Annotated in this window: 25 protein-coding genes; 9 read left to right on the forward strand and 16 right to left on the reverse strand. The window is 73.1% G+C overall.

Annotated features, from left to right (window positions below):
- Positions 1 to 74: 74 nt before the first annotated feature.
- Both GLX25_RS07890 and GLX25_RS07895 read right to left on the reverse strand, forming a co-directional pair.
- Entirely contained in the window at positions 75 to 1,592 is a 1,518-nt protein-coding gene (locus GLX25_RS07890; protein WP_155841904.1) for a glycosyltransferase, read from the reverse strand.
- Positions 1,589 to 1,873, reverse strand: a complete 285-nt coding sequence (locus tag GLX25_RS07895) for a hypothetical protein (protein ID WP_155841906.1) — start codon at positions 1,871 to 1,873, stop codon at positions 1,589 to 1,591. The genes GLX25_RS07890 and GLX25_RS07895 overlap by 4 nt, the downstream gene beginning before the upstream one ends.
- 42 nt (positions 1,874 to 1,915) lie before the next feature.
- Here GLX25_RS07895 and GLX25_RS07900 point away from each other — a divergent pair, with 42 nt between their 5' ends.
- Both GLX25_RS07900 and GLX25_RS07905 read left to right on the forward strand, forming a co-directional pair.
- On the forward strand, positions 1,916 to 2,896 hold the full coding sequence (locus GLX25_RS07900; protein ID WP_155841907.1) for a glycosyltransferase: 981 nt from the start codon (positions 1,916 to 1,918) through the stop codon (positions 2,894 to 2,896).
- A 115-nt stretch (positions 2,897 to 3,011) separates the two neighbouring features.
- A complete protein-coding gene (locus GLX25_RS07905) occupies positions 3,012 to 4,148 on the forward strand; it encodes a glycosyltransferase (RefSeq protein ID WP_166548595.1) in 1,137 nt (378 codons plus the stop codon).
- Between the two features lie 43 nt (positions 4,149 to 4,191).
- On the opposite strand, the gene GLX25_RS07910 is transcribed toward GLX25_RS07905, so the two are convergent.
- The 3 genes from GLX25_RS07910 to GLX25_RS07920 all read right to left on the reverse strand — a co-directional run bounded on the left by GLX25_RS07910 (position 4,192) and on the right by GLX25_RS07920 (position 7,252).
- Positions 4,192 to 5,556, reverse strand: coding sequence for an LCP family protein (locus GLX25_RS07910; RefSeq protein ID WP_155841909.1), 1,365 nt, complete (start codon positions 5,554 to 5,556; stop codon positions 4,192 to 4,194).
- Positions 5,553 to 6,020 (reverse strand): 5-(carboxyamino)imidazole ribonucleotide mutase, encoded by a 468-nt coding sequence (purE, locus tag GLX25_RS07915; RefSeq protein WP_155841994.1) that lies wholly within the window; start codon positions 6,018 to 6,020, stop codon positions 5,553 to 5,555. The genes GLX25_RS07910 and purE overlap by 4 nt, the downstream gene beginning before the upstream one ends.
- 113 nt (positions 6,021 to 6,133) lie before the next feature.
- A complete protein-coding gene (locus GLX25_RS07920) occupies positions 6,134 to 7,252 on the reverse strand; it encodes a 5-(carboxyamino)imidazole ribonucleotide synthase (protein ID WP_420837646.1) in 1,119 nt (372 codons plus the stop codon).
- 89 nt (positions 7,253 to 7,341) lie between these two features.
- Between GLX25_RS07920 and GLX25_RS07925 the strand changes: the two genes are divergently transcribed.
- The gene (locus tag GLX25_RS07925; RefSeq protein ID WP_166548596.1) at positions 7,342 to 7,977 is read left to right on the forward strand and encodes a GtrA family protein; all 636 of its coding nucleotides are present in this window, start codon (positions 7,342 to 7,344) and stop codon (positions 7,975 to 7,977) included.
- Here GLX25_RS07925 and GLX25_RS07930 read toward each other — a convergent pair.
- The 3 genes from GLX25_RS07930 to GLX25_RS07940 form a co-directional block, all read right to left on the reverse strand.
- Entirely contained in the window at positions 7,944 to 8,798 is an 855-nt protein-coding gene (locus GLX25_RS07930) for a DarT ssDNA thymidine ADP-ribosyltransferase family protein (RefSeq protein ID WP_155841913.1), read from the reverse strand. The genes GLX25_RS07925 and GLX25_RS07930 overlap by 34 nt on opposite strands.
- 115 nt (positions 8,799 to 8,913) lie before the next feature.
- The gene (locus GLX25_RS07935; protein ID WP_155841915.1) at positions 8,914 to 9,474 is read right to left on the reverse strand and encodes a PH domain-containing protein; all 561 of its coding nucleotides are present in this window, start codon (positions 9,472 to 9,474) and stop codon (positions 8,914 to 8,916) included.
- A gap of 7 nt (positions 9,475 to 9,481) precedes the next feature.
- Positions 9,482 to 10,321: a biotin--[acetyl-CoA-carboxylase] ligase gene (locus tag GLX25_RS07940; RefSeq protein ID WP_155841917.1), complete on the reverse strand. Its 840-nt coding sequence runs from the start codon at positions 10,319 to 10,321 to the stop codon at positions 9,482 to 9,484.
- 137 nt (positions 10,322 to 10,458) lie between these two features.
- On the opposite strand from GLX25_RS07940, the gene GLX25_RS07945 reads away from it, so the two are divergent.
- Together GLX25_RS07945 and GLX25_RS07950 are read left to right on the forward strand one after the other, a co-directional pair.
- Positions 10,459 to 12,060: an acyl-CoA carboxylase subunit beta gene (locus GLX25_RS07945; protein ID WP_166548597.1), complete on the forward strand. Its 1,602-nt coding sequence runs from the start codon at positions 10,459 to 10,461 to the stop codon at positions 12,058 to 12,060.
- An 8-nt stretch (positions 12,061 to 12,068) separates the two neighbouring features.
- Positions 12,069 to 12,299, forward strand: a complete 231-nt coding sequence (locus GLX25_RS07950; protein ID WP_155841921.1) for an acyl-CoA carboxylase epsilon subunit — start codon at positions 12,069 to 12,071, stop codon at positions 12,297 to 12,299.
- Positions 12,300 to 12,643: 344 nt separating this feature from the next.
- On the opposite strand, the gene GLX25_RS07955 is transcribed toward GLX25_RS07950, so the two are convergent.
- The 4 genes from GLX25_RS07955 to GLX25_RS07970 all read right to left on the reverse strand — a co-directional run bounded on the left by GLX25_RS07955 (position 12,644) and on the right by GLX25_RS07970 (position 17,017).
- Positions 12,644 to 13,654, reverse strand: coding sequence for a hypothetical protein (locus GLX25_RS07955; RefSeq protein WP_155841923.1), 1,011 nt, complete (start codon positions 13,652 to 13,654; stop codon positions 12,644 to 12,646).
- Entirely contained in the window at positions 13,651 to 14,886 is a 1,236-nt protein-coding gene (locus GLX25_RS07960) for a sensor histidine kinase (RefSeq protein WP_155841925.1), read from the reverse strand. Before GLX25_RS07960 ends, GLX25_RS07955 begins: the two co-directional genes overlap by 4 nt.
- Complete coding sequence (locus GLX25_RS07965; protein ID WP_166548598.1) at positions 14,873 to 15,577, reverse strand: response regulator transcription factor; 705 nt, start codon at positions 15,575 to 15,577, stop codon at positions 14,873 to 14,875. The genes GLX25_RS07960 and GLX25_RS07965 overlap by 14 nt, the downstream gene beginning before the upstream one ends.
- Before the next feature lie 75 nt (positions 15,578 to 15,652).
- Positions 15,653 to 17,017: a class I SAM-dependent RNA methyltransferase gene (locus GLX25_RS07970; protein ID WP_155841927.1), complete on the reverse strand. Its 1,365-nt coding sequence runs from the start codon at positions 17,015 to 17,017 to the stop codon at positions 15,653 to 15,655.
- A 61-nt stretch (positions 17,018 to 17,078) separates the two neighbouring features.
- Between GLX25_RS07970 and GLX25_RS07975 the strand changes: the two genes are divergently transcribed.
- The gene (locus GLX25_RS07975) at positions 17,079 to 17,723 is read left to right on the forward strand and encodes a Maf family protein (protein ID WP_155841929.1); all 645 of its coding nucleotides are present in this window, start codon (positions 17,079 to 17,081) and stop codon (positions 17,721 to 17,723) included.
- 136 nt (positions 17,724 to 17,859) lie between these two features.
- Positions 17,860 to 19,629, forward strand: coding sequence for an acetyl/propionyl/methylcrotonyl-CoA carboxylase subunit alpha (locus GLX25_RS07980; protein ID WP_155841931.1), 1,770 nt, complete (start codon positions 17,860 to 17,862; stop codon positions 19,627 to 19,629).
- A gap of 48 nt (positions 19,630 to 19,677) precedes the next feature.
- Here GLX25_RS07980 and GLX25_RS07985 read toward each other — a convergent pair whose 3' ends face one another.
- On the reverse strand, positions 19,678 to 21,108 hold the full coding sequence (locus tag GLX25_RS07985; protein ID WP_155841933.1) for an NAD(P)H-quinone dehydrogenase: 1,431 nt from the start codon (positions 21,106 to 21,108) through the stop codon (positions 19,678 to 19,680).
- 127 nt (positions 21,109 to 21,235) lie between these two features.
- Here GLX25_RS07985 and GLX25_RS07990 point away from each other — a divergent pair, with 127 nt between their 5' ends.
- Both GLX25_RS07990 and GLX25_RS07995 read left to right on the forward strand, forming a co-directional pair.
- Entirely contained in the window at positions 21,236 to 22,063 is an 828-nt protein-coding gene (locus tag GLX25_RS07990; RefSeq protein WP_155841935.1) for a purine-nucleoside phosphorylase, read from the forward strand.
- An 86-nt stretch (positions 22,064 to 22,149) separates the two neighbouring features.
- Complete coding sequence (locus GLX25_RS07995) at positions 22,150 to 23,832, forward strand: phospho-sugar mutase (protein ID WP_155841937.1); 1,683 nt, start codon at positions 22,150 to 22,152, stop codon at positions 23,830 to 23,832.
- Positions 23,833 to 23,883: 51 nt separating this feature from the next.
- Here the strand turns inward: GLX25_RS07995 and GLX25_RS08000 are convergent, their stop codons facing one another.
- From GLX25_RS08000 to GLX25_RS08010, 3 genes are all read right to left on the reverse strand, one after another.
- Entirely contained in the window at positions 23,884 to 24,168 is a 285-nt protein-coding gene (locus GLX25_RS08000) for a PTS sugar transporter subunit IIB (protein ID WP_155841939.1), read from the reverse strand.
- On the reverse strand, positions 24,165 to 24,653 hold the full coding sequence (locus tag GLX25_RS08005; RefSeq protein ID WP_155841941.1) for a PTS sugar transporter subunit IIA: 489 nt from the start codon (positions 24,651 to 24,653) through the stop codon (positions 24,165 to 24,167). The genes GLX25_RS08000 and GLX25_RS08005 overlap by 4 nt, the downstream gene beginning before the upstream one ends.
- Positions 24,654 to 24,776: 123 nt before the next feature.
- Entirely contained in the window at positions 24,777 to 25,898 is a 1,122-nt protein-coding gene (locus GLX25_RS08010) for an adenosine deaminase (RefSeq protein ID WP_166548599.1), read from the reverse strand.
- Between the last annotated feature and the right edge of the window lie 45 nt (positions 25,899 to 25,943).

The following is a 25,943-nucleotide window of genomic DNA, read 5'->3' on the forward strand; positions in this document are numbered from 1 at the left end:
ACGCCGACGCACCGAGGTCGTCGCGTCGCGGCATCCGTCTTCGATACCGAGCGGATGCCGCGGCGCGCGTCGCCTCAGAGCATCCGGGAGTACATCTCGACCTGCATCCGGCGGGACCACCGCGACTGGAGGGTGGAGATGTCGGTGTCGAGGATCTTCGGGTCGCGCGTCTTGGACTCGAAGTGGTACAGGCGGGCCCACGGCGAGAACACTGCGGAGCGACCGGTCGCGCGGATCTTCATGTTCAGGTCGACGTCGTTGTAGTTGCCGGGGAAGGCGAGGCTGAACCCGCCCACCTCCAGGAACACGTCGCGTCGGACCAGCGCGCAGGCGGCGGTGACGCCGGAGACCTCGTGGTCGACGCTGAGCGACTTGATCGAGTCGTCCCGGCCGCCCTCCCAGCCGAACGCGGCATGACCGGCGACCCCGCCGGTGTACACCTGCCCGGAGTGCTGGAGGGTGCTGTCCTCGAAGTAGAGCTGCGCGCCGACGATGCCCACGCCCGGCTGGCGTGCGAGGCCGACCATCGTCTCGAGCCAGTCGGGCGTCACGATCTCGACGTCGTCGTTGAGGAGCATCAGGAACTCGCCGCGAGCCGCGGCAGCGCCGCGGTTCATCTTGCCGCTGAAGTTGAACGGCGCGTCCCAGAGCACGAGGCGCAGCCGATCGCCGCAGATCCGCTCGAGCTCGTCGACGACGGGCCTCGGCGTCTCGGCGTCCGCGACGATCACGACCTCGACGTTGTCGTAGCCGGAGCCGTCGATCACTCCCCGGACGGCCTCGACGACCAGCGCCCGGTCGACGCCGCCGATCACCGCGCTGCTGCCGCGCGTGGGGATGACCACCGAGACGAGCGGCTGGTCGTCGACGTCGTAGCGCACCCGCCGGAGGAAGGGCTCGACCTCCTCGACGCGCGCGCGGATGCCGCGCGCGTCGAGTTCGTGCTCCACGACCCGACGCTGCGCGTCGGACGTTCCGGCGTAGTCGTCGTGGGCCAGGTCCTCGACCGCGAGGACCTCGGGAACGAGCGCGACCGGTTCGCCGGCGCGATCGAGCCGCAGCACGAGGTCGAGCACCTGGGAGCGCCGGGCGTCGGCACGCAGGCCTCCGAGACGCCGCAGGGCATCGATCCGGATCGCGACGACCGGACCGAGGTAGTCGTTGCCGAGGAGACGCAGCGGCGAGAACAGGGGCCGGAGGAGCGGAGCGCCGGTCTCGGTGGTCGAGTCGCCGTAGACGGCCTGGACCGCCGGGAATCGTGCGAGGAAGCCGTCGAGCTTCGCGATGCCGTCGGGCACGATCCGGCCGCCGCGGACGATGACGAGCGTCTCCGCGGAGGTTCGCGCGACGAGGTCGTCGAGGACGGCGGCATCCGCGACGGTCACGGCCGCGCCGGCCTGCCGCGCCGTCTCGGCGAGCTCGGCCCGCATCGACTCGTCGATGCCCTCGTGCGCGACGACCTGCACGGAGCCCGGCGCGACGCCCGCGGCCAGCACGGCGTCGACGGCGCGCTTCGCCTCGCCTTCGGCGAGGCCCGCCGCGTCGATCCACACGTCGAAGCGGTCCGTCGCCTGCGACCGGTCTTCGCTCATCCGAGCAGCCGCCGCTTGATGACGCGCGCCGCGCGGATCGGCAGGGTGACGACGCGTCCGGCGCGCCAGGTCATCGACGTCCGCATCGAGGCCAGGTTGCGCTCGACCGCGACCACCTCCGTCGGCCCGAGCAGGTCGGGGACGCGGAGTTCCCGGAGCTGCTCCTCGAGGCCGATGACCCGGTCGAGGAGCTCGAGATGCTGCTCCACCGCGCGTTCCTCGGGGCTGAGGCCCGTGTCGGACCTCCCCTCGGCCCAGTTCGCATCAGGGACGGCGCTCACGCTCGATCTCTTCCTTCCGTCGGCGACACGTAAGCTAGCCTAATGCCCCGTTCGCGACCGCCCCGAGCACCACTGGCGACGGTCACGGCGTCGCCGACGACGACCGTCCCAGCCCGCGTCATCGCCGTCGTTCCGACCTTCCACCCCGACGACGAGGTCGTCGAGAACATGCGGTCGCTGGCCGCGCAGGTCGACGAACTGATCATCGTCGACGACGGCACGGGCCCCGCCGCCGACGCCGTGCTCGCGAGGATCGGCGACGAGATCGCGAACAGCCGGCGCATCCGCCTCGACCGCAACTCCGGCATCGCGCGTGCCCTCAACGTCGGCGTCCGGGCCGCGCTGGAGGACGGCGCCGACTTCGTCGTGAACACCGATCAGGACACCGACCTGCCCGCCGGCTACGTCGAGGCGTGCCTGGACACGTTCGCCCGCGCGAATCGGGTCACCCGCGTCGGCATCGTCTGCACCGACCGGGTGAACGGCCAGCCCTCGATCCCGACCTGGTACTCGCCCGAGGGCCTGGGCCTCGTGCCGGAGGCCATCCAGTCCGGCTTCGTCATCTCCCGCGACTGCCTCGAGTCCGCGGGCCTCTTCGACGAGCGCCTCGTCATCGACTGCGTCGACACGGAGTACTGCCTCCGCGTCCGCGACCACGGCTTCCGCATCGCGATCGCCGAGGACACCGACATCGCGCACGCGCTCGGCGAGATGGTCCCGTTCCGGCCCTTCGGCCTCCCGCTCACCCACCGCGACGGCGGCCACCTGTACCAGTACCACTCGCCGTTCCGGCAGTACTACATCATCCGCAACAACATCGACCTGGTGTTCCGGAACTTCATCCGGCGCCGGCGCTGGACCCTCGCGGTGGTCAAGCGCCAGATCGGCCCGACGTTCGATGCGATCGTGAGCGGGCCGAAGAGGACCAAGCATCTCGTCGCGACGCTCGTCGGGGGCGTCCACGGACTGCTGCGCATCCGCGGGCCGATCCCGCCGGGCCTGCTGCGCTACCTCCGAGGCTGAGCGCGTCGCTCCTGTGAGCGATCGCGGCCGTCTCCGAGCGACCACCACTAGTCTTGGGCCGTCGTACGCCCGAAGCCCGGCGAACCGCCCGACCCCGCCGAAGGAGAGGACCGAGGTGACCACGACCCTCCGGTTGATCGTCGACCAGATCGTCGCGCCGGTGCCCGGCGCGATCGGCCGGTACACGCACGACCTCGGCCGTGCGCTGATCGCCGCCGCCCCTGCGGGCTGCGAGGTCGAGGGCATCGTCTCGTCGTCGCTGCCCGCCGACTACGCACGGGTCGAGGCCGAGCTGCCCGGGCTGTCCGGCCTGTACAAGTCCTCGCTCGCGCGCCGCGAACTCGCCGCGGCATGGCAGTTCGGCGTGACCACCTCCCCGGGCGGCGGCATGATCCACGGGACGAGCCTGTTCGCCCCGCTGCGCAAGCACGACGCCGACGCCGGCGACCAGACCGTCGTCACGGTCCACGACGTCCTCGCCTGGACCCATCCGGAGGCGCTGAGCTCGACGTCGGTCGCGTGGCAGAAGGGGATGCTGAAGCGCGCCCGCCGTCACGCCGACGCCGTGGTGGTCCCGACGCACGCGCTGGCCGACCGGCTCTCCATGATCGCCGACTTCGGCGACCGGGTCCGCGTGGTCGGCACCGCCCCCCGTGCCGGCCTGGTGGTCGGTTCCGACGCGGACGACCGCGCCGCTCGTCTCGGACTCCCCGATGCCTACGTCGCCGTCTCGGGAACGCTCGAGCCGCGCAAGGGACTCGTCGACGTCCTGGCGGCGCTCGGGCGAAACGGCGTCCCCGACATCCCGATCGTGGTCATCGGCCCGGAGGGCTGGGGCGACCAGCACCTGGTTCAGGCCGCCGACGAGCTGGGGGTCGACGCCCGACGGATCCACCGCTTCGACGATCTCGCCGCCGAGGACCTCGCGGTCGTGATCGCCGGCGCTGCGGCCTACCTCGCACCGGCGCACGACGACGACTCGGGCACCGAGCTCATCGAGGCGTTCTCCCTGGGGGCACCGGTCATCCACTCGGACACGCCGGCGTACCTCGAGGTCTCCGCGGGGGCCGGTCTCGTCGTGCCCGTCGGCGTCGGCGACGGCTTCGTCGATCGCCTCGCCGCCGCGATCACCCGCGTCGTCGAGGACCGCGACGCGGCGTACCGGCTCGCGGTGTCCGGGCACGATCGTTCCCGCGCGTACGACTGGCGGGACGCGGCCGAGCGGATCTGGCACCTCCACGCCGACCTTTGAGGCGACGGCGCGAGACGCGCCGCGTCAGCCCTGTCAGGCCGCGTCAGCCCTCCTCGGGCTCCGTCGTCGGGGGCACGAGCGCGTCCTGGACCATCTGCCGGATCAACTCGTAGTCGGGATCGAGCGGATCCACGCCGTTGTCCGGAACGAGCGGGACGTCGACGATCGGGAGCTCCCTGGTCTTGCCAGCGAGGTCGACGAAGTACCCGAGCATCGACTGCGGGACATCCGTCTTGACGACCTGCGAGCCGGCCGCGGCGACCTCCTGGAACTTCGAGAGCACGTTCGCGGCGTTGAACTGCGCGAGCACCGCCTCCTGGATCTGCAGCTGCCGCGCCATCCGGTCGTAGTCGCTGGTGCCGTGCCGCGAGCGGGCGTACCACAGCGCGTGGTAGCCGTCGAGGTGCTGCTCACCCGCCGGGATCCACTCGGCGACCGTCGTGAAGGTCTCGTCGGCGTGGATCGGCACGTCGTGCGGGACGTCCACCGTGACGCCACCGAGCGCGTCGATGAGCTGCTGGAAGCCCGCCATGTCGATGAGCACGTAGTACTGGATCGTGAGCCCCGTGATGCCCTCGGCCGCGTCGCGCATCGCCTCGATGCCCGGCTCGCTGCCCTCGGCGACGGCGTTCGGGTAGAGGTCGGGGCTCTTCAGCTCGACCTCGGTGTAGATCGAGTTGAGCTGGCACACGTCGACGTCGCAGACGCCGTTGGCGCCGTAGCCCTCCGGGTACGTCGCGCGCAGCGGCGAGTCCTCGTCGAACGGCACGTTCGCGAGGTCGCGCGGAAGGCCGATGGTCACCGCCTGGCCGGTGTCGGCGTCGACGCTCACGACGCGGATGCTGTCGGGACGCAGGCCCTCGCGGTCGGGTCCGGCGTCGCCGCCGAGCAGCAGGATGTTGTAGCGCCCGTCGACGGGCGGCTCGCTCGGCCCCGCGACGAAGACCGAGGACAGGAAGCCGCTCGCGGTGGTCGCCACGTACGCGCCGTAGGCGGCGCCGCCCGACACCAGCACCATGGCCGCGATCGCGAGCGCCGCGATCCCGCCGCGCGCCGCCGGCACCGTCTTGACGAGGCGGACGAGGCGCAGCGTGTCGAACGTGAGCACGACCCACAGCACGGCGTAGAAGACCGCGGCGATCGCGACGATCCAGAGGACGATGCTGTTGGACGCGAGCGTGTAGAGGACGGCGGGTGCGACGAGCCACGTCACGAACGCGGCGACGACGAGCGTCCACAGCGCGAGCGTGGCCCCGAGGCCGAGCCGTCCGAGCCGGTGGTTCCCGGCGAGCGACTGCGCGGACCCGGGGATCAGGATGTTGAGGCCGACGAGCCACCACCCGCGCCGCGTCATGATCGGGCGCGAACCGGTGTCCGGGTAGCGGATCGGGCTGTCGGCGAGGCTCATCGGCTCGACTTCAGCCGTTCGTTCTTCTCCTCGACGAGCGCCGCGAGCGACGCGGCGTACCCGGCGAGCGCGTCGCGCAGCGCGTCGTCGGCGGTGGCGAGGATCTTCACCGCGATGAGGCCGGCGTTCTTCGCGCCGCCGATCGACACGGTCGCCACCGGCACGCCGGCCGGCATCTGGACGATCGAGAGCAGCGAATCGAGCCCGTCGAGGCGCGACAGGGGCACGGGCACGCCCACGACCGGGAGGGTCGTCACCGACGCGAGCATGCCGGGCAGGTGTGCGGCGCCGCCCGCGCCGGCGATGATGACGCGGATGCCGCGGGCGGCGGCCTCCTTGCCGTACGCGATCATCTTCTCGGGCGTGCGGTGCGCCGAGACCACCTCGACCTCGTGCGGGACGCCGAACTCGTCGAGGAGCTCCGAGGCGTCCTTCATCACGGACCAGTCGGAGTCCGAGCCCATGACGACGCCGACGAGGGGGGCGGTGGGGTTGCCTGCGATCACTCGATCGATATTAGGGCCGACTGCTGCGAGTTCCCGCAGCGGCGCTCCGCCCGGGCGCTCGCCGGCGGGTCTCAGTCCTGCAACGCCGCGGCCGCCGCGCGCGCCTCGTAGACCGCGTCGTCGAGGTCGTCGCCGATCGCCGTCACGTGGCCCACCTTCCGGCCCGGGCGCGGGGCCTTGCCGTAGTTGTGGATCTTCACCGTCGGGTGGGACGCGAGCGCCTCGGCGTACCGGTCGGCGAGGGTGCCCTCGGCGGGGCCGCCGAGCAGGTTCACCATGACCGCCCACTCGGCGTGGCATCCGGTGCCGCCGAGCGGCAGGTCGAGCACGGCGCGCAGGTGCTGCTCGAACTGCCCGGTGGTCGCGCCGTCCATGCTCCAGTGGCCGGAGTTGTGGGGTCGCATCGCCAGTTCGTTCACGAGCACGCGGTCGTCGGTCGTCTCGAACATCTCGACCGCGAGCACGCCGGTGACGTCGAGCCCCTCGGCGATCGCGACGGCGACGTCGGCGGCGACGTCGGCGAGCCGGCCGGCGGAGTGGGGCGCCGGGGCGATGACCTCGCTGCAGACGCCGCCGACCTGCACGGTCTCGACGAGCGGCCAGGCGACCACCTCGCCCGACGGGCGACGGGCGACGAGCTGGGCGAGCTCGCGGCGGAAGTCGACGAGCTCCTCCGCGAGGAGCGCACCGTCGCGACCGTCCTCCGCGATGGCCGCGAACCACTCGGCGACCTCGGCGGCGGCGCGCACCACGCGGACGCCCTTGCCGTCGTAGCCGCCCCGCGGCGTCTTCACGACGGCCGAGCCGCCGTGCTCGGCGATGAACGCGTCGAGCTCCTCGGGGCTCGACACCCGGGCCCACTCGGGGACCGGGAGACCGAGTTCGGCGAGGCGCTCGCGCATGAGGAGCTTGTCCTGCGCGAAGCGCAGGGCGTCGGGGCCCGGGTGCACCCGGATCCCCGCGTCGACGAGCGCGCGCAGCACGTCCTGCGGCACGTGCTCGTGGTCGAAGGTGACGACGTCGACCTCGCGGGCGAACGGGAGCACCGCGTCGAGGTCGGTGTAGTCGCCGACGCGGTCGGCCGCGAGTCCGGCCGCCATCCCGTCGGCCTCAGCGAGCACCCGGAGCTCGACGCCGAGCTCGATCGCCGCGGGGATCATCATGCGGGCGAGCTGTCCTGCGCCGATCACTCCGACTCGCACGTGCGCACCTTCCGTTCTCGCGACGCCGGTCGCCGCGACATCCCAGTCTAGGGCGACCGCTCGTCTAGGATCGGGGGGTGTCCGAGACCGTCCGCACCCTCGCATCGCGGGCGTGGCACGGGTTCCTCGCCTACCTGCTGAAGTTCGGCATCGTCGGGCTCATCGGCTTCGTGATCGACGTCGCGCTCTTCAACGCGCTGCGGGTCGGGGTCTTCGGCACGGACACCTGGGCCCAGACGGCGATCGGGGCGAAGACGATCTCGACGAGCGTCGCGATCGTCTTCAACTGGCTCGGCAACCGCTACTGGACCTTCCGCCGCCATCGGCGACGCCACGTGCTGCGCGAGTTCGCCGAGTACCTCGTCGTCTCGCTCGGCGGCATGGCGATCTCGCTGATCTGCCTGTGGGTCAGCCACCACGTGCTCGGCTTCACGAGCCTGCTCGCCGACAACATCTCCTCGAACGTGATCGGCCTCGGGCTCGGCACCGCCTTCCGGTTCGTGCTGTACCGGTACTGGGTGTACGGGCACCACCGCAGCGACGGGCTGTCGAACCTGGCCCGCGTCGAGGAGGCGCAGCGCGCGCTCTTCGAGCAGCCGCCGCTCGAGCACGCGCCGCTCGATCGCGGGCGGCCCGTCGCCGCGTCGCCGAGCCCGACCGACGACGGCCCGGACCGGGCTCAGTCGGAGGAGCCGAGGAACCAGGGCGGGTAGACCGCGACGCGCGTCTTCGCCCCGACCGCGGCGAGCGCGGCGCGGACGCGATCGCGCACGCGGTCGTTCGACACCGCGATGAGCGCGATCCGCTCGAGCGGCACGCCGCCGCGCACGAGCAGCTCGCCGGTCCGCAGGCCCTCGCCGTCGTCGGCGAGTGTGAGCCGCACGACGGCGCGCGAGACCGCGGACCAGTCGGCTGCGAGCTCGGCGCCGCCGACCGAGGCATCCGTCGCGCTCACCACGACCTCGCCGTCGACCTCGCGTCGGGCCCCGGCCGCGGCCGCGACGGAGGACACGAGGATGACGTGATCGGCGGCGGCCCGTTCGACGGCCTCGGCCGCGAGCCGCGGGTCCGGCGTGCCGGTGCGGATCGCGTCCCACACGTGCGCGTCGGTGCTGAGCAGGAACGGGACGTACTCGGCGACGGTCGCGTCGGCGCCGGGCACGGTGGCGGTCCGGCGGTACGTCCGCGCGGCCGGCGCGGCGATGTCGACCGCGGGCGCCGCCGGCGGGTCGCCCGCGTCGGCGAGGATCGCTCCGGCGCCGAGGATCCGCCCGAGGTTCTCGATGTGCGTGACGTGGTAGATGCGGGAGGCCCCCACGTCGACCGGGGCGGCCGAGGCGCCGCTCGCCGCGCGGGCCGAACGGGCGGATGCCGCGGGCCCGGCGCCGCGGACCGCGGCGCGCTCCCTCGGGGCGCTCCGGCCGGTGGGCTTCCGCGTCGCGCGTGCGGGCTTCGGCGCGGCTGCGGGCTCAGGCGGGGGCGAGCAGATCGCGCAGAGGCCCTCGTCGAATCCGTGGATGCATTCCTCGCCCAAGTGGTCTCGCCCTTCGTCCCGAACGGCCCGACACCGTGCGCGGGCCGCGGACCAGAGTACGCGCTCCGCCTCCGGGTGGGGTCCACGGTCGGTCCGGCGACCGCTCGGCGACCGCTCAGCGGCCGTTCCAGGGGAGCGCTTCGGCGGTCGTGAACGCCGCCGGGCGCGCGGCGGGTCCGACGGCGGGTCCGCCGAGTGCGTGCGCGCCGGCCATGAGCTCGTGCAGCGCGGCCTGCACCTCGAGCGGCTTCGGCACGTCGCGGATCACGACCGCGACCTCGTGCCCGGTCTCCAGCCGCACGTCGCCCGAACCCGACATCCGCTGCAGCCAGGACCGGGTGACCTGGACGTCGTACCCCGAACGGTGCCAGAGCTCGCGCCTGACGCGGACGAACAGCCCGCGACGGACGATGACGCGACGCGTGGTGATCGTGGTGCGCGAGCTGAGCCAGCCGAGGTAGGGCAGCAGGCTGCCGAGCACGACGACGAGCGACCCGGCGACGATCGCCGCGAGGCTCGGCCAGCCGTCCTCCAGCCACGGCACCGCGTACGCGGTGACGCCCGCGACGGCGATCAGCAGGACGGCGGGCAGCACGAGCGCGCGCCCGTGGCGGCGCAGTCGCGCCACGACGTGCTCGGCGCCGTCGGGCACGGGAACCTCGGCCGTCTCCCCCATAGGCCCATTAATACCTCAGGTGCGTGACGTCTCCCGCGGCGACAGCCTGCTCCTCGCCGTTCTCGTCGTCGCGGACCACGAGGCGCCCGTCGGCGTCGATGCGCTCCGCGACGCCGACGAGCTCGCCGCCCCCCGGAAGCTCGACGCGCACGTCCTGTCCGAGCGTGCCGCACAGCGTCGTCACGCGGTCGGCGAGGCCGCTCGCGATCGGATCTCCGCCGGCGGCGGCGAACTCGGCCGTCGACGCGAGCAGGCGCTCCAGGTAGTCGGCGAGGACGGCGTCGGCGTCCGGCCGGACGCCCGTCGCCAGCTGCAGCGAGGTCGACGTCAGCGTCGGCAGGTCGTGCTCGTCGAGCGTGAGGTTGAGGCCCGCTCCGATCACGACGGTGTCCCCGGCGACGAGCTCCGAGAGGATGCCGCACACCTTGAACCCCGACACGAGCACGTCGTTGGGCCACTTCAGCCACGCCTCGACGCCGCCCGTGCCGTCCTCCTCGCCGCCCCGGTCGACGGATGCCGCGGCGAGCGCCCCGCGGACCGCCTCGGTCATCGCCGCGCCCGCGAGGAGCGGGAGCCAGCCGAGCGCGTCCGGCGGGAGCTTCGCGCCGCCGAGCTCGGATAGGCGGATGAGGACCGAGATCGCGAGCGTCTTCCCGGTCGGCGCGAGCCAGGTGCGTCCGAGGCGCCCGCGACCGCTCGTCTGGTCGTCGGTCACGACGGTCGCGCCGTGGGGCCAGCCCGCGGCATCCGCACCGGTGACGGCCTCGCGCAGGACGTCGTTCGTCGACCCGGTCGAGTCGAGCCACTCGAACCTCGGCACCGCTCGTCGCGATCGCTCCCAGTCCATGCGACCTCCCCTTCCGTCGAGGTTCAGGGTAGTGTCCGCCGGCGCCCCGGCGGTGGCGATCACCACCACGCACCGCCGGCTTTTTGTGGGAATCCGTCAACGAACCGGCCCGGAAGGGCGCCGGTAGAGTGAACGGCGTGACCGAATCGACGAACGACGGCCCCGACCTCTCCACCACCGCGGGCAAGCTCGCCGACCTCAAGTATCGCTACCACGAAGCCGTGACGGCCTCCGGCGAGGCGGCCATCGAGAAGCAGCACGCCAAGGGCAAGATGACCGCGCGCGAGCGCATCGACGAGCTCCTCGACCCGGGCTCGTTCGTCGAGCTCGACGAGTTCGTGCGGCACCGCACGCACGCGTTCGGGATGGACGCGAAGCGGCCGTACGGCGACGCCGTGGTGACCGGCCTCGGCACGATCCACGGCCGTCCGGTCGCGGTCTACTCGCAGGACTTCACGATCTTCGGCGGCTCGCTCGGCGAGGTCGCGGGCGAGAAGATCATCAAGGTCATGGAGCACGCCCTGAAGACGGGCGTCCCGATCATCGGCATCCTCGACTCCGGCGGCGCCCGCATCCAGGAGGGCGTCGTCGCCCTCGGCAAGTACGGCGAGATCTTCCGCCGCAACACGGCCGCCTCGGGGGTCATCCCGCAGATCTCGATCGTCTGCGGCCCCGCCGCCGGCGGGGCCGTGTACTCGCCCGCGCTCACCGACTTCGTGATCATGGTCGACAAGACCAGCCAGATGTTCGTCACGGGCCCCGACGTCATCAAGACGGTCACCGGCGAGGACGTGGGGATGGAGGAGCTCGGTGGCGCGCTCACCCACAACACCGTCTCGGGCGTGGCCCACTACCTCGCGAGCGACGAGTCCGACGCGCTCGACTACGCGCGCACGCTCGTGTCGTTCCTGCCCGACAACAACATGTCGGAGGCGCCGGTCTACGAGGCCGAGGCCGAGCTCGAGATCACCGACGACGACCGCAGGCTCAACGCGATCATCCCCGACTCGCCGAACCAGCCGTACGACATGCACTCGATCATCGAGGGGATCGTCGACCACGGCGACTTCCTCGAGGTGCAGCCGCTGTTCGCCCCGAACATCGTCGTCGGCTTCGCGCGCGTCGAGGGCCGCTCGGTCGGCATCATCGCGAACCAGCCGAGCCAGATGGCGGGAACGCTCAACATCGCCGCGGGCGAGAAGGCCTCGCGGTTCGTCCGGTTCTGCGACGCGTTCTCGATCCCGATCCTCACCCTCGTCGACGTGCCCGGCTACCTGCCCGGAACCGACCAGGAGTGGACGGGCGTGATCCGCCGCGGTGCGAAGCTGCTCTACGCCTACGCCGAGGCGACCGTGCCGCTCGTCACGGTCATCACCCGCAAGGCGTACGGCGGCGCGTACATCGTCATGGGGTCGAAGCAGCTCGGCGCCGACATCAACCTCGCCTGGCCGACCGCCGAGATCGCGGTCATGGGCGGCCAGGGCGCCGTCAACATCCTGTACCGCGGCGAGATCAAGCGGGCCGAGGAGGCCGGCGAGGACGTCGCGGCGGTGCGGACCAAGCTCGCCAACGAGTACACCTACAACGTGGCCTCGCCCTTCCTCGCCGCGGAGCGCGGCGAGCTCGACGGCGTGATCGAGCCCGCGGCGACGCGCGTGTCGGTCACGAAGGCGCTCCGCGCGCTCCGCACGAAGCGGGCGAGCCTGCCGCCGAAGAAGCACGGCAACATCCCGCTCTAGGAGGCATGATGACCAGCGCATCCCCCGAGGGCGACGCCGAGGCCCTCGAACTCCGGTTCCTGACCCGCGACGTCACGGCCGACGAGGCCGCGGCCGTGACCGCGGTGCTCGTCACGACGGTCCGCGAGGCCCGGGGCGAGCACGAGGTGCCGTCCCGCAACGACTGGTCGCACCCGCGCAACGCGCTGCGACCCCGAGTCGAGGTCGGCCCGGGTCGCTGGGCAGCGTCGGCGCGCTGACCCGGCCTCCGGCGTCCCCTGCGAGCCTGGCGTCCCCCGGTTGAGGGGGCGGATGCGTCCGGCCCCCACGTATCCCGTCGACCGTGTCCCCCATGTCCCCCGAAATGCTGACTTCGCACGACGCGACGGATCCGTACGATTGGGTGTACGCACTCCATCGGAGTCGTATCCGTCACCGGCTGGGTAACCGGTGGCGCTCTGGGGGCGAGTCAGGGCGATATTCGGGTTGTCGCCGTGACTCGGGCTTGCTGGGGGGTCGGTAGGGGCCGACCCCCCGCTTCCATGTCCGGGCACCGTCGCCGCGGCCACGCCGCGCGACGGCGCCGCCCGACGCCCGAGCGGGCTCAGCCCGCACGCGGGATCTCCAGCCAGAGCTGCACCTCGGCGTCCTCGGACTCGGCCGCCTCGCCGTCGCCCCCGCTCAGTCCGACGATGGTGACCGCGACCGGCGACCCCTCCGCGGCGGTGCGCGCGATGATCCGGTCCGCCCGGGTCGACTCGACCACCTCGGCCAGCTGCGACAGGATCCGGTCCCGCTCCGCCTCGTCGAGCTCGTCGATGCCGCCCTCGTCGAGGAGCGTCACGGTGGCGCCGCGATCGCGCGCGCTGCGCACCGCCGCCCGGACGGCGTCGGTGAGCAGCATCCGCCCTCGGATCTCGTCGCGGATCGCCGCCTCGAGCGTGCGGCACTCCGCGCGCTCGGCGTCGCTCAGCGCATGGCCGCCGTCGGCGATGCGCCGGAGCATCGGCGAGGCGAGGCGCTGGGTCTGCGCGAGGCGCATCCGCCCCTCGAACAGGTGCGCGTCCTGCGCGGCCTGCCAGGCCGCCGCCTCGCGCTCGGCCTGCGCGTAGCGCCGGGTGGCCCGCGCCGCGCCCGCGAGGGCCGCGGAGAGCATGTGGGCGATGCCGACCCAGACCAGGCTGCCGATCACGCCGAGCTGACCGAGCGCGAGCGGCCCGGCCCACACGACGGTCTGCACGGCGAGCACGATGACGCCGGCCCACGCGACGACCAGCTGCCGACGCGCGGCCGCGATCGTCATCAGCGTCCCGACGGCCGCGACGTACCAGGTCGCGTACCCGTTCTCAGCCGACGGATCGAGCTGGCTCGTGACGAGCACCGGCAGGACGATGCCGACCGCGAGGTCGAGTGCGGCGAGCCAGTCCGGCATGCGCGCCCGCCGCGCCGGCCACAGGCTGAGGACGGTCGCGATCGCGTAGAGCACGAGCGCCACGATGATCGGCCACGGCGACGCCGCGACCTCCGTCGACAGCGACGAGATGCCGAGCACGACGTGGTACCCGGAGAACATCGCGGCGAGCGCCATGAGCAGCCAGCGGGGCACGGAGATCATTCGCCGCTCCCCTCCACGCCCGCGGGCCAGGCGAGCGTCACCGTCGTCCCCTCGCCCGGGACGGACTCGACCCTCGCCGATCCGCCCTCGTTCACCATGCGCTCCTCGATGGAGACCCGGAGGCCGAGGCGGCTCGGCGGGACCGCGGCCGGGTCGAAGCCCGACCCGTTGTCGATGACGCGGATGACGCATCCGCCCGCCCCGACGCCCCGGACCTCGAGTTCGCGGCGCACGCGGCCGATCGGGCCGTCGGCGTGCTGCACGCTGTTCACCATCGCCTGCATCGCCGCGGACGAGAGCGCGTCGATCGCCTCGACCGGCAGCTCCACCCCGTCGGTGCCGTCCACGCGGACGATGAACGGCGCGGAGAACCCGGCGACGCCGCCGCGGAGCCGTCGCGTGAGGACCGTGAGGGCGACGCGGTCGTCGAGTCCCGGGACCTCGACGGCGGCCTCGTCGAGCCGGCGCACCGCGTCGGCGGCCATGCGCGCCGCGAGCGCGCGCTCGGCGGGCGTGCGGGACGCCGCCGCCGAGAGCAGCGTCGTCAGGACGCTGTCGTGCACCAGTGCGTCGACCTTCACGCGCTCGATCTCCGTCGCGTGCCGTCGCGCGACGGCGTCGTAGCGCTCGAGTGCGGCCTCCTGCGCGGCATCCACCGCGATCGCCGCCTGCCGGAGCATGGTGATGATGACGAGCACGACGATGCCGAGGATCACGGCGTACATGGTGTCGAGCACCGCGATCAGCGCGCTCGCGCCGCCGCCCGACGGACTCAGTCGCACGACGCCGTAGATCGCGGGGACCGCGCTGGTGTAGGCGGCGGCCGGCGCGACCGGGAGCGCGATCACCGCGGCGGTCGTGGCGACCGTGCAGAGGTAGTAGAGCCACGGCGTCCGGCCCGCCATGCCCGCGGCGTCGACCACGAGGAAGGGCCACGCCAGCAGGGCGATGACGTAGATGGCGGCGAACGCGAGCGCCGCCGCCCGCACCGCGACCCGCGTGAACGTCGCCGCGGCGAGCGCGGCGATGGCCCCGTAGACGACGGCCATCATCGCTACGCCCGAGCCGTCCGCCATGAACCGGGCCTGGTCGACGGCCGTCGGCACGGTCTGGGCCCCGAACACCAGCCCGAACGCCCCAAGGGCGCGTCCCGCGACGGTCTCGACCTGGGCGCGGCTCACCGCCGCACGACGCGGGACGAGCCGGCTCGCCCGCCAGTCAGCGGCGGGCATCCCCGGCCTCGGCATCCAGCCCGGGGAGGATGCCGTCCTCGACCGCGCGACGCAGCAGGTCGACCTTCGTCGGGGCGGGCCGGCCGACCTCGACGTACTTCGCGCGGATGCGGTCGAGGTACTCGCGCGCCGTCGAGTGCGCGATGCCGAGCTGCTGGGCGACGAGCTTCAGGGGCAGGCCCGACGCGTAGAGGTGGAGGACGTCGCGCTCGCGGCGTCCGAGCTGCGCCTTCGCGAAGTCCCGGTCGGCCTCGATGGCACTCGCCCACTCGACGTTGTTCAGCGCGTCGCCGCGTGCGACGGTCGCGATCGCCGCGATCACCGAGGCCGTCGGCGACGACTTCGGGATGACCCCCGCCGCTCCGGCCGCGAGCGCTTCGCGGACGGCGGCGACCCGGTCGGCGATGCTGTGGACGAGTACCTGGCTTCCGACGGCGAGCACGGCGCGGACGTTGTCGGTCACGTTCGACCCGTCGCCGAGCGAGAGGTCGAGCAGCACGACCTTCGGCGGATCGACCGCCGGGTCGTCGAACGCCGCGAGCAGCGTCGGCACGTCCGCGGTGTCGGCGACGACCTCGTAGCCGGCGTCGCGGCACGCGGCGCGCAGCCCGAGCCGGACGGCCTCGTGGTCGTCGACGATCGCCACCGTCGTGGCGTTCGTCGCACCCGCCTCGCCCGTCACCGTCGTCACGCGAACTCCCCCGTCACGCCGTCCTCCTGTCGTGCGGCGTCACGCGCGGACCCGGCCGCTCGATTCCCGCCGTCCTCACACGATAGCGGCGAAACGCGCGACCGCCTCGACGTGATGGGTGTTCGGGAAGAGGTCGAAGGCGTCCAGCGTCTCGAGCTCGTACCCGTGCTCGCGGAAGGTCGCCACGTCGCGCGCGAGCGCGACCGGGTCGCAGGCGACGTAGACCACCTGGGCCGGCCGCAGCCCCGCGAGACGGTCGACGACCGCGCGACCCGCACCGGCGCGCGGCGGATCCAGCACGACGGTGGCGCCGCGGAGCCCGCGGGACGCGGCATCCGCCGCACCGGCCAGCCGGTCGAGGTAGCGGTCGACGCGGTCCGACACGGCTCGCGCGCCGACCCAGTCGGCGAGGTTGGCGCCCGCGTGCTCGGTCGCGCGAGCATCGGCCTCGACGGTCGTGATCCGCGTCGACGGGCCGAACCGGTCCCCGATCGCGGCCGCGAGGAGACCGACTCCGCCGTACAGGTCCTGGTTGTCCGCCTCCGGGTCGAACCGGTCCGGGTCGACGGCCTCCTGCACGGCACGCGTCAGCGTCGCGGCGGCGCCGCGATGGACCTGCCAGAAGCCGCCGCGGTCGAGCGTGAACCGCCGCTCGCCGACGCGCTCGACGATGGTCGGCGGATGGTCGCGGCGTCGATCCCCCGGGTTCCGGACCACGAGCTCGGCAGCGCCGGTCGACGGCGCGACGAGGTCGATCGCCGAGGCGCCGGAGTCCGCGCCCGTGCCCGCGCCCGCAGGGCGACCGTCCGCGCCGATCGGGGCGATCGCCTCGAGTTCCGCGACGGCGAGCGGCAGCGAGGAGACCGGCACGATCCGGTGGCTGCGCGCGGCGTACGGCCCGACCGTTCCGTCCGCACCGACGTGCAGCCGCACGCGCGTGCGCCAGCCGGTGCCCGACTCCGGGTCCACGCCGGGTGCGAGCGCCGGATCGACCGGCCGAACGTCGACCTCGCGTTCGAGGCCGCCCATGCGCGCGAGGGCGTCGTGGAGCACCTCGCCCTTCAGCTCGCGCTGGCGCCGCATCGCGATGTGCCCGAACTCGGCGCCGCCGACCCGATGCTCGGGGGCGCGATCGACGGATGCCTCCGCCCAGACGTGCTCGCGGCGGTCGGGCGAGGCGTCGAGCACCTCGAGCGTGTCGGCGCGCCAGAAGCGGTCGTGCCCGGCATCCGTCACCCGGACCCGCACGCGCTCGCCGGGGACCGCGTCGGCGACGAAGACGACCCGGCCCTCGTGACGGGCGACCGCGACGCCGCCGTGGGCGATGCGGTCGACGTCGAGCTCGAGCACGGGACCGGGCTCGGCCGGGCGGGTGGGCGCTCGATGACGGGTGCCCGCCGGGCGGGCGACCCGCGCGTGGCGACGACGGGAGTTGGCCATCGTCCGAGCATCGCACACGGAGCCGTATGCGGGCCGGGAGCGGCACCGGCAGGATGGAGGCATGCGCCTGTACCTCGCGTCGACCTCCCCCGCTCGCCGACAGCTGCTCCGTCAGGCCGGCATCGAACCGCTCCTGCTGGCGCCCGGCGTCGACGAGGAGGCGGCCGTCGCCCGCCACGAGGCCGAGCACGGTCCGCTCGCCCCGGAGGAGCTCGTGCAGCTGCTGGCGAGGCGCAAGGCCGAGGCGATCATCGGTCGCGACCTCGACGGCGCGCCGATCGACGGCCTGATCCTGGGCGGCGACTCGGCGTTCCTCGTCGACGGCGTGCTGCACGGCAAGCCGCATCGCCCCGAGGTCGCGCGCGAGCGCTGGGCGGGGCAGAACGGGCGCTCCGGCGTGCTCTGGTCGGGCCACTGGGTGATCGACCACCGGGGCGGCGCGGCGCGCGGCGCGGTCGGACGCCCGGCGTCGGCCGTGGTCGAGTTCGCCCGGCTCGACGACGCCGAGATCGACGCGTACATCGCGACGGGCGAACCGCTCGCCGTGGCGGGCGCGTTCACCGTCGACAGCCTCGGGGGGCCGTTCATCCGCTCCGTCGACGGCGACCCGTCGACCGTCGTCGGGCTCTCGCTGTCGACCCTTCGCGACCTCGTCCGCGAGCTCGGCGTCGACTGGATCGACCTCTGGGACCTCGGCGGGCGCTGAGCCCGGAGCCGCTCGGCTTCTGTCCGTTCGGCGAGGCCCGAGGCATCCGCCGTTGTCGCTCACCGAAACAGCTGCGGGGCTTTTTTGTGGGCCGCGTCCAAAGTCGGCTGGGAATCCGCCAATAGGCTTGGTCATCATGCGTCGCATCACCAAGGTCCTCATCGCCAACCGCGGCGAGATCGCCGTCCGCGTCATCCGCGCCGCTCGGGACTCCGGGCTCGCCTCCGTCGCCGTCTACGCCGACCAGGACCGCGATGCGCGTCACGTGAAGCTGGCCGACGAGGCCTACGCCCTCGACGGTTCGACGAGCGCCGAGACCTACCTGGTGATCGACAAGCTCCTCTCGGTGGCGCGCCGCTCGGGCGCCGACGCCGTGCACCCGGGCTACGGCTTCCTCGCCGAGAACCCCGACTTCGCCCGCGCGGTCATCGACGCCGGGCTGATCTGGATCGGGCCCTCGCCCGAGGCGATCGAGCGCCTCGGCGACAAGGTCTCGGCCCGCCACGTCGCCGAGAAGGTGGGCGCGCCGCTCGCTCCCGGCACCCTGAACCCCGTCGCGGATGCCGCGGAGGTGCTCGAGTTCGTCGACGTGCACGGGCTGCCCGTCGCGATCAAGGCCGCGTTCGGCGGCGGCGGTCGCGGGCTCAAGGTCGCCCGCGAGCGCGGCGAGGTCGCGGAGCTCTTCGAGTCCGCGACCCGCGAGGCCGTCGCCGCGTTCGGTCGCGGCGAGTGCTTCGTCGAGAAGTACCTCGACAAGCCGCGTCACGTCGAGACCCAGTGCCTCGCCGACGAGCACGGCAACGTGGTCGTCGTCTCCACCCGCGACTGCTCGCTGCAGCGCCGCCACCAGAAGCTCGTGGAGGAGGCGCCCGCGCCGTTCCTCACCGACGAGCAGAACCGCCTGCTGTACGAGTCGTCGAAGGCGATCCTCAAGGAGGTCGGCTACGTCGGCGCCGGCACGTGCGAGTTCCTCATCGGCCAGGACGGCACCGTCTCGTTCCTCGAGGTGAACACCCGGCTCCAGGTCGAGCACCCCGTGTCCGAGGAGGTCACGGGCCTCGACCTCGTGCGCGAGCAGTTCCGCCTCGCCGAGGGCGGCGTCCTCGACTACCCCGACCCCGTGACCACCGGCCACTCGTTCGAGTTCCGCATCAACGGCGAGGACCCGGGCCGCAACTTCCTCCCGGCGCCCGGGCCCATCCACCAGCTCCGCTTCCCCGGCGGCCCCGGCGTGCGCGTCGACTCCGGCGTCACGAGCGGCGACGAGATCTCGGGGGCGTTCGACTCGCTGCTCGCGAAGCTGATCGTGACCGGCGCGACCCGCAAGGACGCGCTCGAGCGCGCGCGCCGCGCCCTCGACGAGTTCGACGTCGCCGGCCTGCCGACCGTGCTCCCCTTCCACCGCGACATCGTCCGCAACGCGGCCTTCGCCCCCGAGGGCGACGAGCCGTTCTCGGTCTACACGCGCTGGATCGAGACCGAGTACGACAACCGGCTCGAGCCGTGGACCGGCGAGCTCGCCGAGACGAAGGGACCCGCCGCCCGCACGGCGCTCGTGGTCGAGGTCGACGGACGGCGCATCGAGGTGTCGCTTCCGAAGCGCCTCGCGGGCGCACCGTCGACGAACGGCACGCGCGGACCCGCGCCGCGTCGCCGCGCCGCGCACCACTCCGTGGACACGTCGACCGGCGACGCCGTGACGGCGCCGATGCAGGCGACCGTCGTCAAGGTCGCCGTCGCCGAGGGCGACAAGGTCGTCAAGGGCGACCTGGTGCTCGTGCTCGAGGCGATGAAGATGGAGCAGCCCATCGTCGCCCACAAGGACGGCATCGTGGGCCTCGTCAACGCCGAGGCCGGCACGACCGTGTCGAGCGGTCACCTCCTGCTCTCGATCGCCGACGCCTAGCCCCGGGTCGCGGGGCGCCGCCGTCCCAGGAGCGGCGGCGGCACCGCGCTAGCGGACGACGTGCATCGCGCGCGCGGCGTCGGTGAGCGAGCCCGTCAGCGACGGGTAGACCGGGAACGCCTCGGCGAACTGGTCGACCGTGAGCCGGTGCTCGACCGCGAGCGCGAGCGGGAAGATGAGCTCCGACGCCTTCGGCGCCACGATCACGCCGCCGATGATCGCGCCCGACCCCGCCGAGGCGAACAGCTTCACGAAGCCGTCGCGGATGCCCATCATCTTCGCCCGCGGGTTCGACGCGAGCGGGAGCTTGTAGACGGTTCCGGGCACGACGCCCTCGTCGATCTCCTTCTCGGTCCAGCCGACCGTGGCGATCTCGGGCTGCGTGAAGATGTTCGAGGTGATGTTGCGGTTCTCCGGCGGGTTCACGATGTCGCCCATCGCATGGAACACGGCGGTGCGGCCCTGCATCGAGGCGACGGATGCCAGCGGCAGGAACGTCGTGCAGTCGCCCGCCGCGTAGATGTTCGGCATCGACGTGCGCGCGACCCGGTTGACGCGGATGTGGCCCGACTCGGCCAGCTGCACGCCGGCTTCCTCGAGGCCGAGGTCGGCCGTGTTCGGCACCGAGCCGACCGCCATGAGGCAGTGCGACCCGCGCACCTCGCGGCCGTCGGAGAGCGTCGCGAGCACCCCGTCGCCGTCGACGACGACCGAGTCGGCGCGCGACTTCGAGAGCACCTTCATGCCGTTGCGCTTGAAGACCTTCTCGATCACGGCGGCCGCGTCAGCGTCCTCGCCGGGCAGCACGTGCTCGCGGCTGGAGATGAGCGTGACCTTCGCGCCGAGTGCGCGGTAGGCCGACGCGAACTCGGCCCCGGTGACACCGGAGCCGACGACTATCAGGTGCTCTGGCACCTGCTTCAGCGCGTAGAGCTCCGTCCACGTCAGGATCCGCTCGCCGTCGGGCACCGCCGACGGCAGCACGCGCGGCGTGGCGCCGGTCGAGATGACGAGCGTGTCGGCGTCGATGCGGTCGAAGTCCGTGCCGCCCTTGGCGGTCGCGACGATGATCGCGTTCGGGCCGTCGAGGCGGCCCTCGCCCTGGACGAGCCGCACGCCCGCGTCGAGCAGGTTCGTCCGCATGTCCTCCGACTGCTGGGCCGCGAGGCCGAGCAGGCGCTTGTTCACGGCCTGGAGGTTGATCGCGACATCCGGCTTCACGGCCTTCGCATCGCCGCCGCGCGCGAAGAACTGCACGCCGAGGTCGGCGGCCTCCTTGACGGCGTTCGAGGCCTCGGCGGTGGCGATGAGGGACTTCGACGGCACGACGTCGGTGAGCACGGCCGAGCCGCCGACCCCGGCCCGCTCGACGAGCGTGACCTCGGCGCCGAGCTGCGCGGCGGCGAGGGCGGCCTCGTACCCGCCGGGACCACCTCCGAGTACGGCGATCCTCTGGGTGCGCTCGAAGGTGGTGTGCATGGCCCCCATTCTCGCGTACGCGCGGGCGACCGCGCGAACGCGGGCGGGCGAGCGGATGCCGCGCGCAGACGAGCACGTCGGCGCGCACGCCGTGCCGGGTCATCCGCCCCTTGCGTACGATGAGGGGATGCAGCAGCAGAATCCGCTCGACGACCCCGCCGCCGACCCGTTCGCCGTCGCACGCGACGCGGCCGCCCGCATCGCGGAACTCACGGGCGTGGAGCGTCACGACGTCGCACTCACGCTCGGCTCGGGTTGGGGCGCCGCCGCCGGGCTCATCGGCGAGACCACGCACACGATCCCCGCCGATGAGGTCCCCGGGTTCTCGAAGCCCGCGCTCGAGGGCCACGTGGGCACGCTCCGCTCGGTCGCCCTGCCCGACGGCCGGCGTGCGCTCGTGATCGGCGCCCGCACGCACTACTACGAGGGCCACGGCGTGCGCCGGGTCGTCCATTCGGTCCGCACCGCCGCGGCGACGGGGGCGAAGACCATGATCCTCACCAACGGCGCGGGCGGCATCAAGGAGCACTGGACGCCCGGCACCCCGGTGCTGATCAGCGACCACATCAACCTCACCGCCGATTCGCCGCTCGAGGGCGCGACGTTCGTCGACCTGACCGACCTCTACTCGGCGCGACTGCGCGGCATCGCGAAGGGCATCGATCCGTCGCTGGACGAGGGCGTGTACGTGCAGTTCCGCGGCCCGCACTACGAGACGCCGGCCGAGGTCCAGATGGCGAAGGCGATCGGCGGCCACATCGTCGGCATGTCCACGGCGCTCGAGGCGATCGCGGCCCGCCAGGCCGGCATGGAGGTGCTCGGCATGTCCCTCATCACGAACCTGGCGGCGGGCATCCAGACCACGCCGCTCAGCCACGAGGAGGTCATCGAGGCCGGACGGACGGCCGAGACGAAGATCTCCGACCTGCTCGCGAAGGTCGTCGCGGCGATCTGACCCCGCCCCGCGACCCAGCAGAACCGAACACCGGAACGTCCCGCGCTGCCGGGCCCCGCCCGCCGCTACGAGAGAGAAGGCAACGGATGCCAGAGCTCACCGACGCCGACCGCATCGCCCGCGCCGAGGCGTGGATCGCACAGGACCCCGACCCCGAGACGCGCGAGGAGCTCGCCGCGATCGTGGCGCGCGTGCGCGAGGGGGATGCCGCGGCATCCGCCGACCTGGCCGACCGCTTCGATGCGCGACTCGCCTTCGGCACCGCGGGCCTCCGCGGCGAGATCGCCGCCGGCCCCAACCGGATGAACCGCGTGCTCGTGTCGCAGGGCGCGGCCGGCCTCGCCGCCCACCTCGTCGAGACGTCGACGGATGCCGCGGCGCCGAGCGTCGTCGTCGGCTACGACGGCCGGCGCAACTCCGAGGCGTTCGCGCGCGACGTCGCCGAGGTCATGGCGGGCGCGGGGCTCCGCGCCATCCTGCTCCCCCGGCTGCTGCCGACGCCCGTGCTGGCCTTCGCCGTCCGGCATCTCGGCACGAGCGCCGGGGTGATGATCACCGCGTCGCACAACCCGCCGAACGACAACGGCATGAAGGTGTACCTCGGCGGAGCCGACCAGGGCTCGCAGATCGTCGCTCCGGCCGACGCCGAGATCGCCGCGCAGATCGACCGGGTCGCTGCGACCGTCCCGGTCACCGAACTCCCGCGCGGAGCGTTCGAGACGGCAGGCGAATCCGTCGTCGACGCGTACGTCGACGCGACGGCGGCCGTGGCATCCGCCCCGGCGGCACAGCCGCGCGTGGTCTACACGGCGATGCACGGTGTGGGATGGGAGACGATGCGCCGGGTGCTCGAGGCCGCCGGCTTCGATGCGCCGTCGCTCGTCGCGGAGCAGATCGAGCCCGACGGCCGGTTCCCGACCGTCTCGTTCCCGAACCCCGAGGAGCCGGGCGCGATGGACCTGTCGTTCGCCGCGGCGCGGGCGGCCGGCGCCGACCTCGTCATCGCGAACGACCCCGACGCCGACCGGCTGGCCGTCGCGATCCCCGACGCCGCCGATCCCGAGGGCTACCGCCGCCTGACGGGCAACGAGGTCGGGCTGCTCCTCGGCTGGCAGGTCGCCGAGGCGGCCGCGGGCTCGCACGGCACCCTCGCGTGCTCGATCGTCTCCTCCCCCGGCCTCGAGGCCGTGGCACGCGCGCACGGGCTCGACTTCCGCGCGACGCTCACCGGGTTCAAGTGGATCTCGCGCGCACCCGACCTCGTGTTCGGCTTCGAGGAGGCGCTCGGCTACCTCGTGAACCCCGGGACGGTCCGCGACAAGGACGGCATCTCGGCGGCGATCGCCTTCCTCTCCCTCGCGGCCCGGCTCGCGGCCGAGGGGCGCACGATCGCCGACCACCTCGACGACTTCGCCCTGCGGTTCGGGCGCTTCGACTCGAGCCAGGTGTCGATCCGCGTGACCGACCTGTCGCGCATCGCCGACGTCATGGCGCGCCTCCGGGCCGAGCCGCCGTCCGAGGTCGGCGGCATCGCGGTCGAGCGCATCGACGATCTCGCCGTCGGCGTCGACGGCCACCCGCCGTCGGACGTCCTCCGCCTCGTGTTCGAGGGCGGCGCGCGCGTGATGGTGCGACCGAGCGGAACGGAGCCGAAGCTCAAGGTGTACATCGACGCGGTGGCGACCGACGGCTCGCTCGAGGAGCGTCGCGTCGCGGCATCCGATGCCGTCGCCCGCCTCGAGGCGGGGATGCGGGCGCTCGTCTCCTGACGGACGCCGCCGTCCCGCCGGCGACGGCGGCGAAGCACCGCGCCTGCGCGCTCAGCCGAGCGACGCGTCGAGCCGCCGGCCGATCTCCTCGACGTCGAAGTAGTTCTCGACCTCGATGACCTCCGCCCAGGTCCGGCCGAGCTCCTCCCGGACCCGGTCGGCGAGTTCCGTCGAGGTGAGCACGACCTGCGCGTCCGCCGCCGCCTCGCGCAGCCCCGCCAGGCCGCTCGCCGTCACCTCGGCCGTGAGGCCGAGCCGCTCGAGCGCCCGCTCGGCGTTGCCCTTGAGGATGGCCGAGGTGCCGACGCCGACCCCGCAGACCGCGACGATCCTCATGACGACGGCTCCGCGGCATCCGTCGGCCGGTCGCCCTCGCCACCCGCGACGCGCAGGACCGCGCGCACCTCGGCCGCCGTCTCCGCGGTCGCGATGCGGTCGATCGCGTCGCGCTCGTTGAAGACGTTGGCGAGGTCGGCGACGCTCGCGACGTGCTCCTCGGCGTTGGAGACCGCGAGTCCCAGCACCACGCGGACGGGATCGTTGTGCGGATGTCCGAACGCGACGGGCTCGGCGAGGGTCACGACCGACAGGCCGCTCCGGCGCACGTCGGGCCCGGGTCGGGCGTGCGCGAGCGCCAGGCCGGGTGCGATCACGATGTACGCCCCGAACTCCACGAGCACGTCGATCATGCGGTCGGCGTATCCCGGAAGCGTCGCACCGGACCGGGCGAGCGCACGCCCGGCGGCGCGGACGGCGTCGCGCCAGTCTGCGACGTCGGCGCGCAGCACGATCGCGTCGTCGGGAAGCGGAGGGAGGGTCATCGATGTCCGTTCGGCGGGTGGTCCTGGTGATCTGGTGGAGCGCCGGTCGGCGCGTCGCCCGGGGTTCGCGGTCTCGGCGGGGCCGGCCTCGCCGGGCGCTTCGGCCCGAGGCCGAGGCCCGGCTCAGGCCTCGTCGAAGCCGTCCTGGATCTGCTCCACGAGGTCCTCGCGGTCGTCGAGCGGGAGGAAGGCCGCCGCGGCGGCGTTGAGCTGGAAGACCTCGAAGTCGTCGAGGTCGTAGCCGAACGCGTCCGAGAGCAGCGCGAGCTCGCGCGAGAGAGAGGTGCCCGACTGGAGTCGGTTGTCGGTGTTGACGGTGACGCGGAAGCCCAGCTGGTACAGGAGGTCGAACGGATGGTCGACGAGCTCGTCGCCCCACGCCGCGATGGCGCCCGTCTGCAGGTTCGACGACGGGCTCGTCTCGAGCGCGATCTCGCGGTCGCGCACCCACTGGGCGATCGGACCGAGCGACACGTACGTGTTCTCGTCGTCCTGCCGCTCGATGGTGAGGTCCTCCGCCAGCCGCACGCCGTGGCCGAGACGCAGCGCTCGGCCGTCGAACAGGGCGCTCCGGATCGAATCCAGGCCGTCGGCCTCCCCCGCGTGCACGGTCACCGGCATGAACCGGGTCGCGAGGAAGTCGAACGCGGTGCGGTGCCGGCTCGGCGGGAACCCGGCCTCGGCGCCCGCGATGTCGAAGCCCACGACCCCGCGATCGCGATGCCGCACGGCCAGCTCGGCGATCTCGAGACCCCGATCGGCGTGGCGCATGGCGGTGATGAGCTGGCCGACGCGGATGCGTGCGCCCTGGCGCCGCACGTCGTCGACGCCCTGCTCGAGGCCCGCCTGCACGGCCTCGACGGCGTCGTCCAGCGAGAGCCCGCGCGTGAGGTGCTGCTCGGGCGCCCAGCGCACCTCTCCGTAGATCACGCCGTCCTCGGCGAGGTCGTTGACGAACTCGCGTGCCACGCGCGCCAACCCGTCGCGGGTCTGCATGACGGCCGTGGTCACGTCGAACGTCTTCAGGTACTCGACGAGCGAACCCGAGTCGGACTGGTCGGCGAACCATCGACCGAGATCGTCGGCCTCGGTCGCCGGCAGTTCGAACCCGACCTCGTCGGCGAGCTCGATGACGGTCTGCGGCCGCAGTCCGCCGTCGAGGTGATCGTGCAGCGAGATCTTCGGCAGCGACCGGATGTCGGTGCCGTCCCCCTCGATCCGGTATTCGGTCGCGTGCGTGTCCACCCCACCACGATAGCGGCGCACACCCTCGCCGACGCAGGGAAATCC

The sequence above is a fragment of the Agromyces luteolus genome (assembly GCF_009729855.1).
Taxonomy (GTDB): Bacteria; Actinomycetota; Actinomycetes; order Actinomycetales; family Microbacteriaceae; genus Agromyces; species Agromyces luteolus.

Bases quoted from the DNA above. Each gene is read 5' to 3' on its own strand.
- GLX25_RS07960 (WP_155841925.1), bottom strand. From the start codon at position 14,886: ATGCCCGCCGCTGACTGGCGGGCGAGCCGGCTCGTCCCGCGTCGTGCG.
- GLX25_RS07985 (WP_155841933.1), bottom strand. From the start codon at position 21,108: ATGCACACCACCTTCGAGCGCACCCAGAGGATCGCCGTACTCGGAGGT.
- GLX25_RS07980 (WP_155841931.1), top strand. From the start codon at position 17,860: ATGCGTCGCATCACCAAGGTCCTCATCGCCAACCGCGGCGAGATCGCC.
- GLX25_RS08000 (WP_155841939.1), bottom strand. From the start codon at position 24,168: ATGAGGATCGTCGCGGTCTGCGGGGTCGGCGTCGGCACCTCGGCCATC.
- GLX25_RS07940 (WP_155841917.1), bottom strand. From the start codon at position 10,321: ATGGACTGGGAGCGATCGCGACGAGCGGTGCCGAGGTTCGAGTGGCTC.
- GLX25_RS08005 (WP_155841941.1), bottom strand. From the start codon at position 24,653: ATGACCCTCCCTCCGCTTCCCGACGACGCGATCGTGCTGCGCGCCGAC.
- GLX25_RS07950 (WP_155841921.1), top strand. From the start codon at position 12,069: ATGACCAGCGCATCCCCCGAGGGCGACGCCGAGGCCCTCGAACTCCGG.
- GLX25_RS07900 (WP_155841907.1), top strand. From the start codon at position 1,916: ATGCCCCGTTCGCGACCGCCCCGAGCACCACTGGCGACGGTCACGGCG.
- GLX25_RS07970 (WP_155841927.1), bottom strand. From the start codon at position 17,017: ATGGCCAACTCCCGTCGTCGCCACGCGCGGGTCGCCCGCCCGGCGGGC.
- GLX25_RS07990 (WP_155841935.1), top strand. From the start codon at position 21,236: ATGCAGCAGCAGAATCCGCTCGACGACCCCGCCGCCGACCCGTTCGCC.
- GLX25_RS07910 (WP_155841909.1), bottom strand. From the start codon at position 5,556: ATGAGCCTCGCCGACAGCCCGATCCGCTACCCGGACACCGGTTCGCGC.
- purE (WP_155841994.1), bottom strand. From the start codon at position 6,020: ATGGGCTCGGACTCCGACTGGTCCGTGATGAAGGACGCCTCGGAGCTC.
- GLX25_RS07890 (WP_155841904.1), bottom strand. From the start codon at position 1,592: ATGAGCGAAGACCGGTCGCAGGCGACGGACCGCTTCGACGTGTGGATC.
- GLX25_RS07955 (WP_155841923.1), bottom strand. From the start codon at position 13,654: ATGATCTCCGTGCCCCGCTGGCTGCTCATGGCGCTCGCCGCGATGTTC.
- GLX25_RS07995 (WP_155841937.1), top strand. From the start codon at position 22,150: ATGCCAGAGCTCACCGACGCCGACCGCATCGCCCGCGCCGAGGCGTGG.
- GLX25_RS07975 (WP_155841929.1), top strand. From the start codon at position 17,079: ATGCGCCTGTACCTCGCGTCGACCTCCCCCGCTCGCCGACAGCTGCTC.
- GLX25_RS07935 (WP_155841915.1), bottom strand. From the start codon at position 9,474: ATGGGGGAGACGGCCGAGGTTCCCGTGCCCGACGGCGCCGAGCACGTC.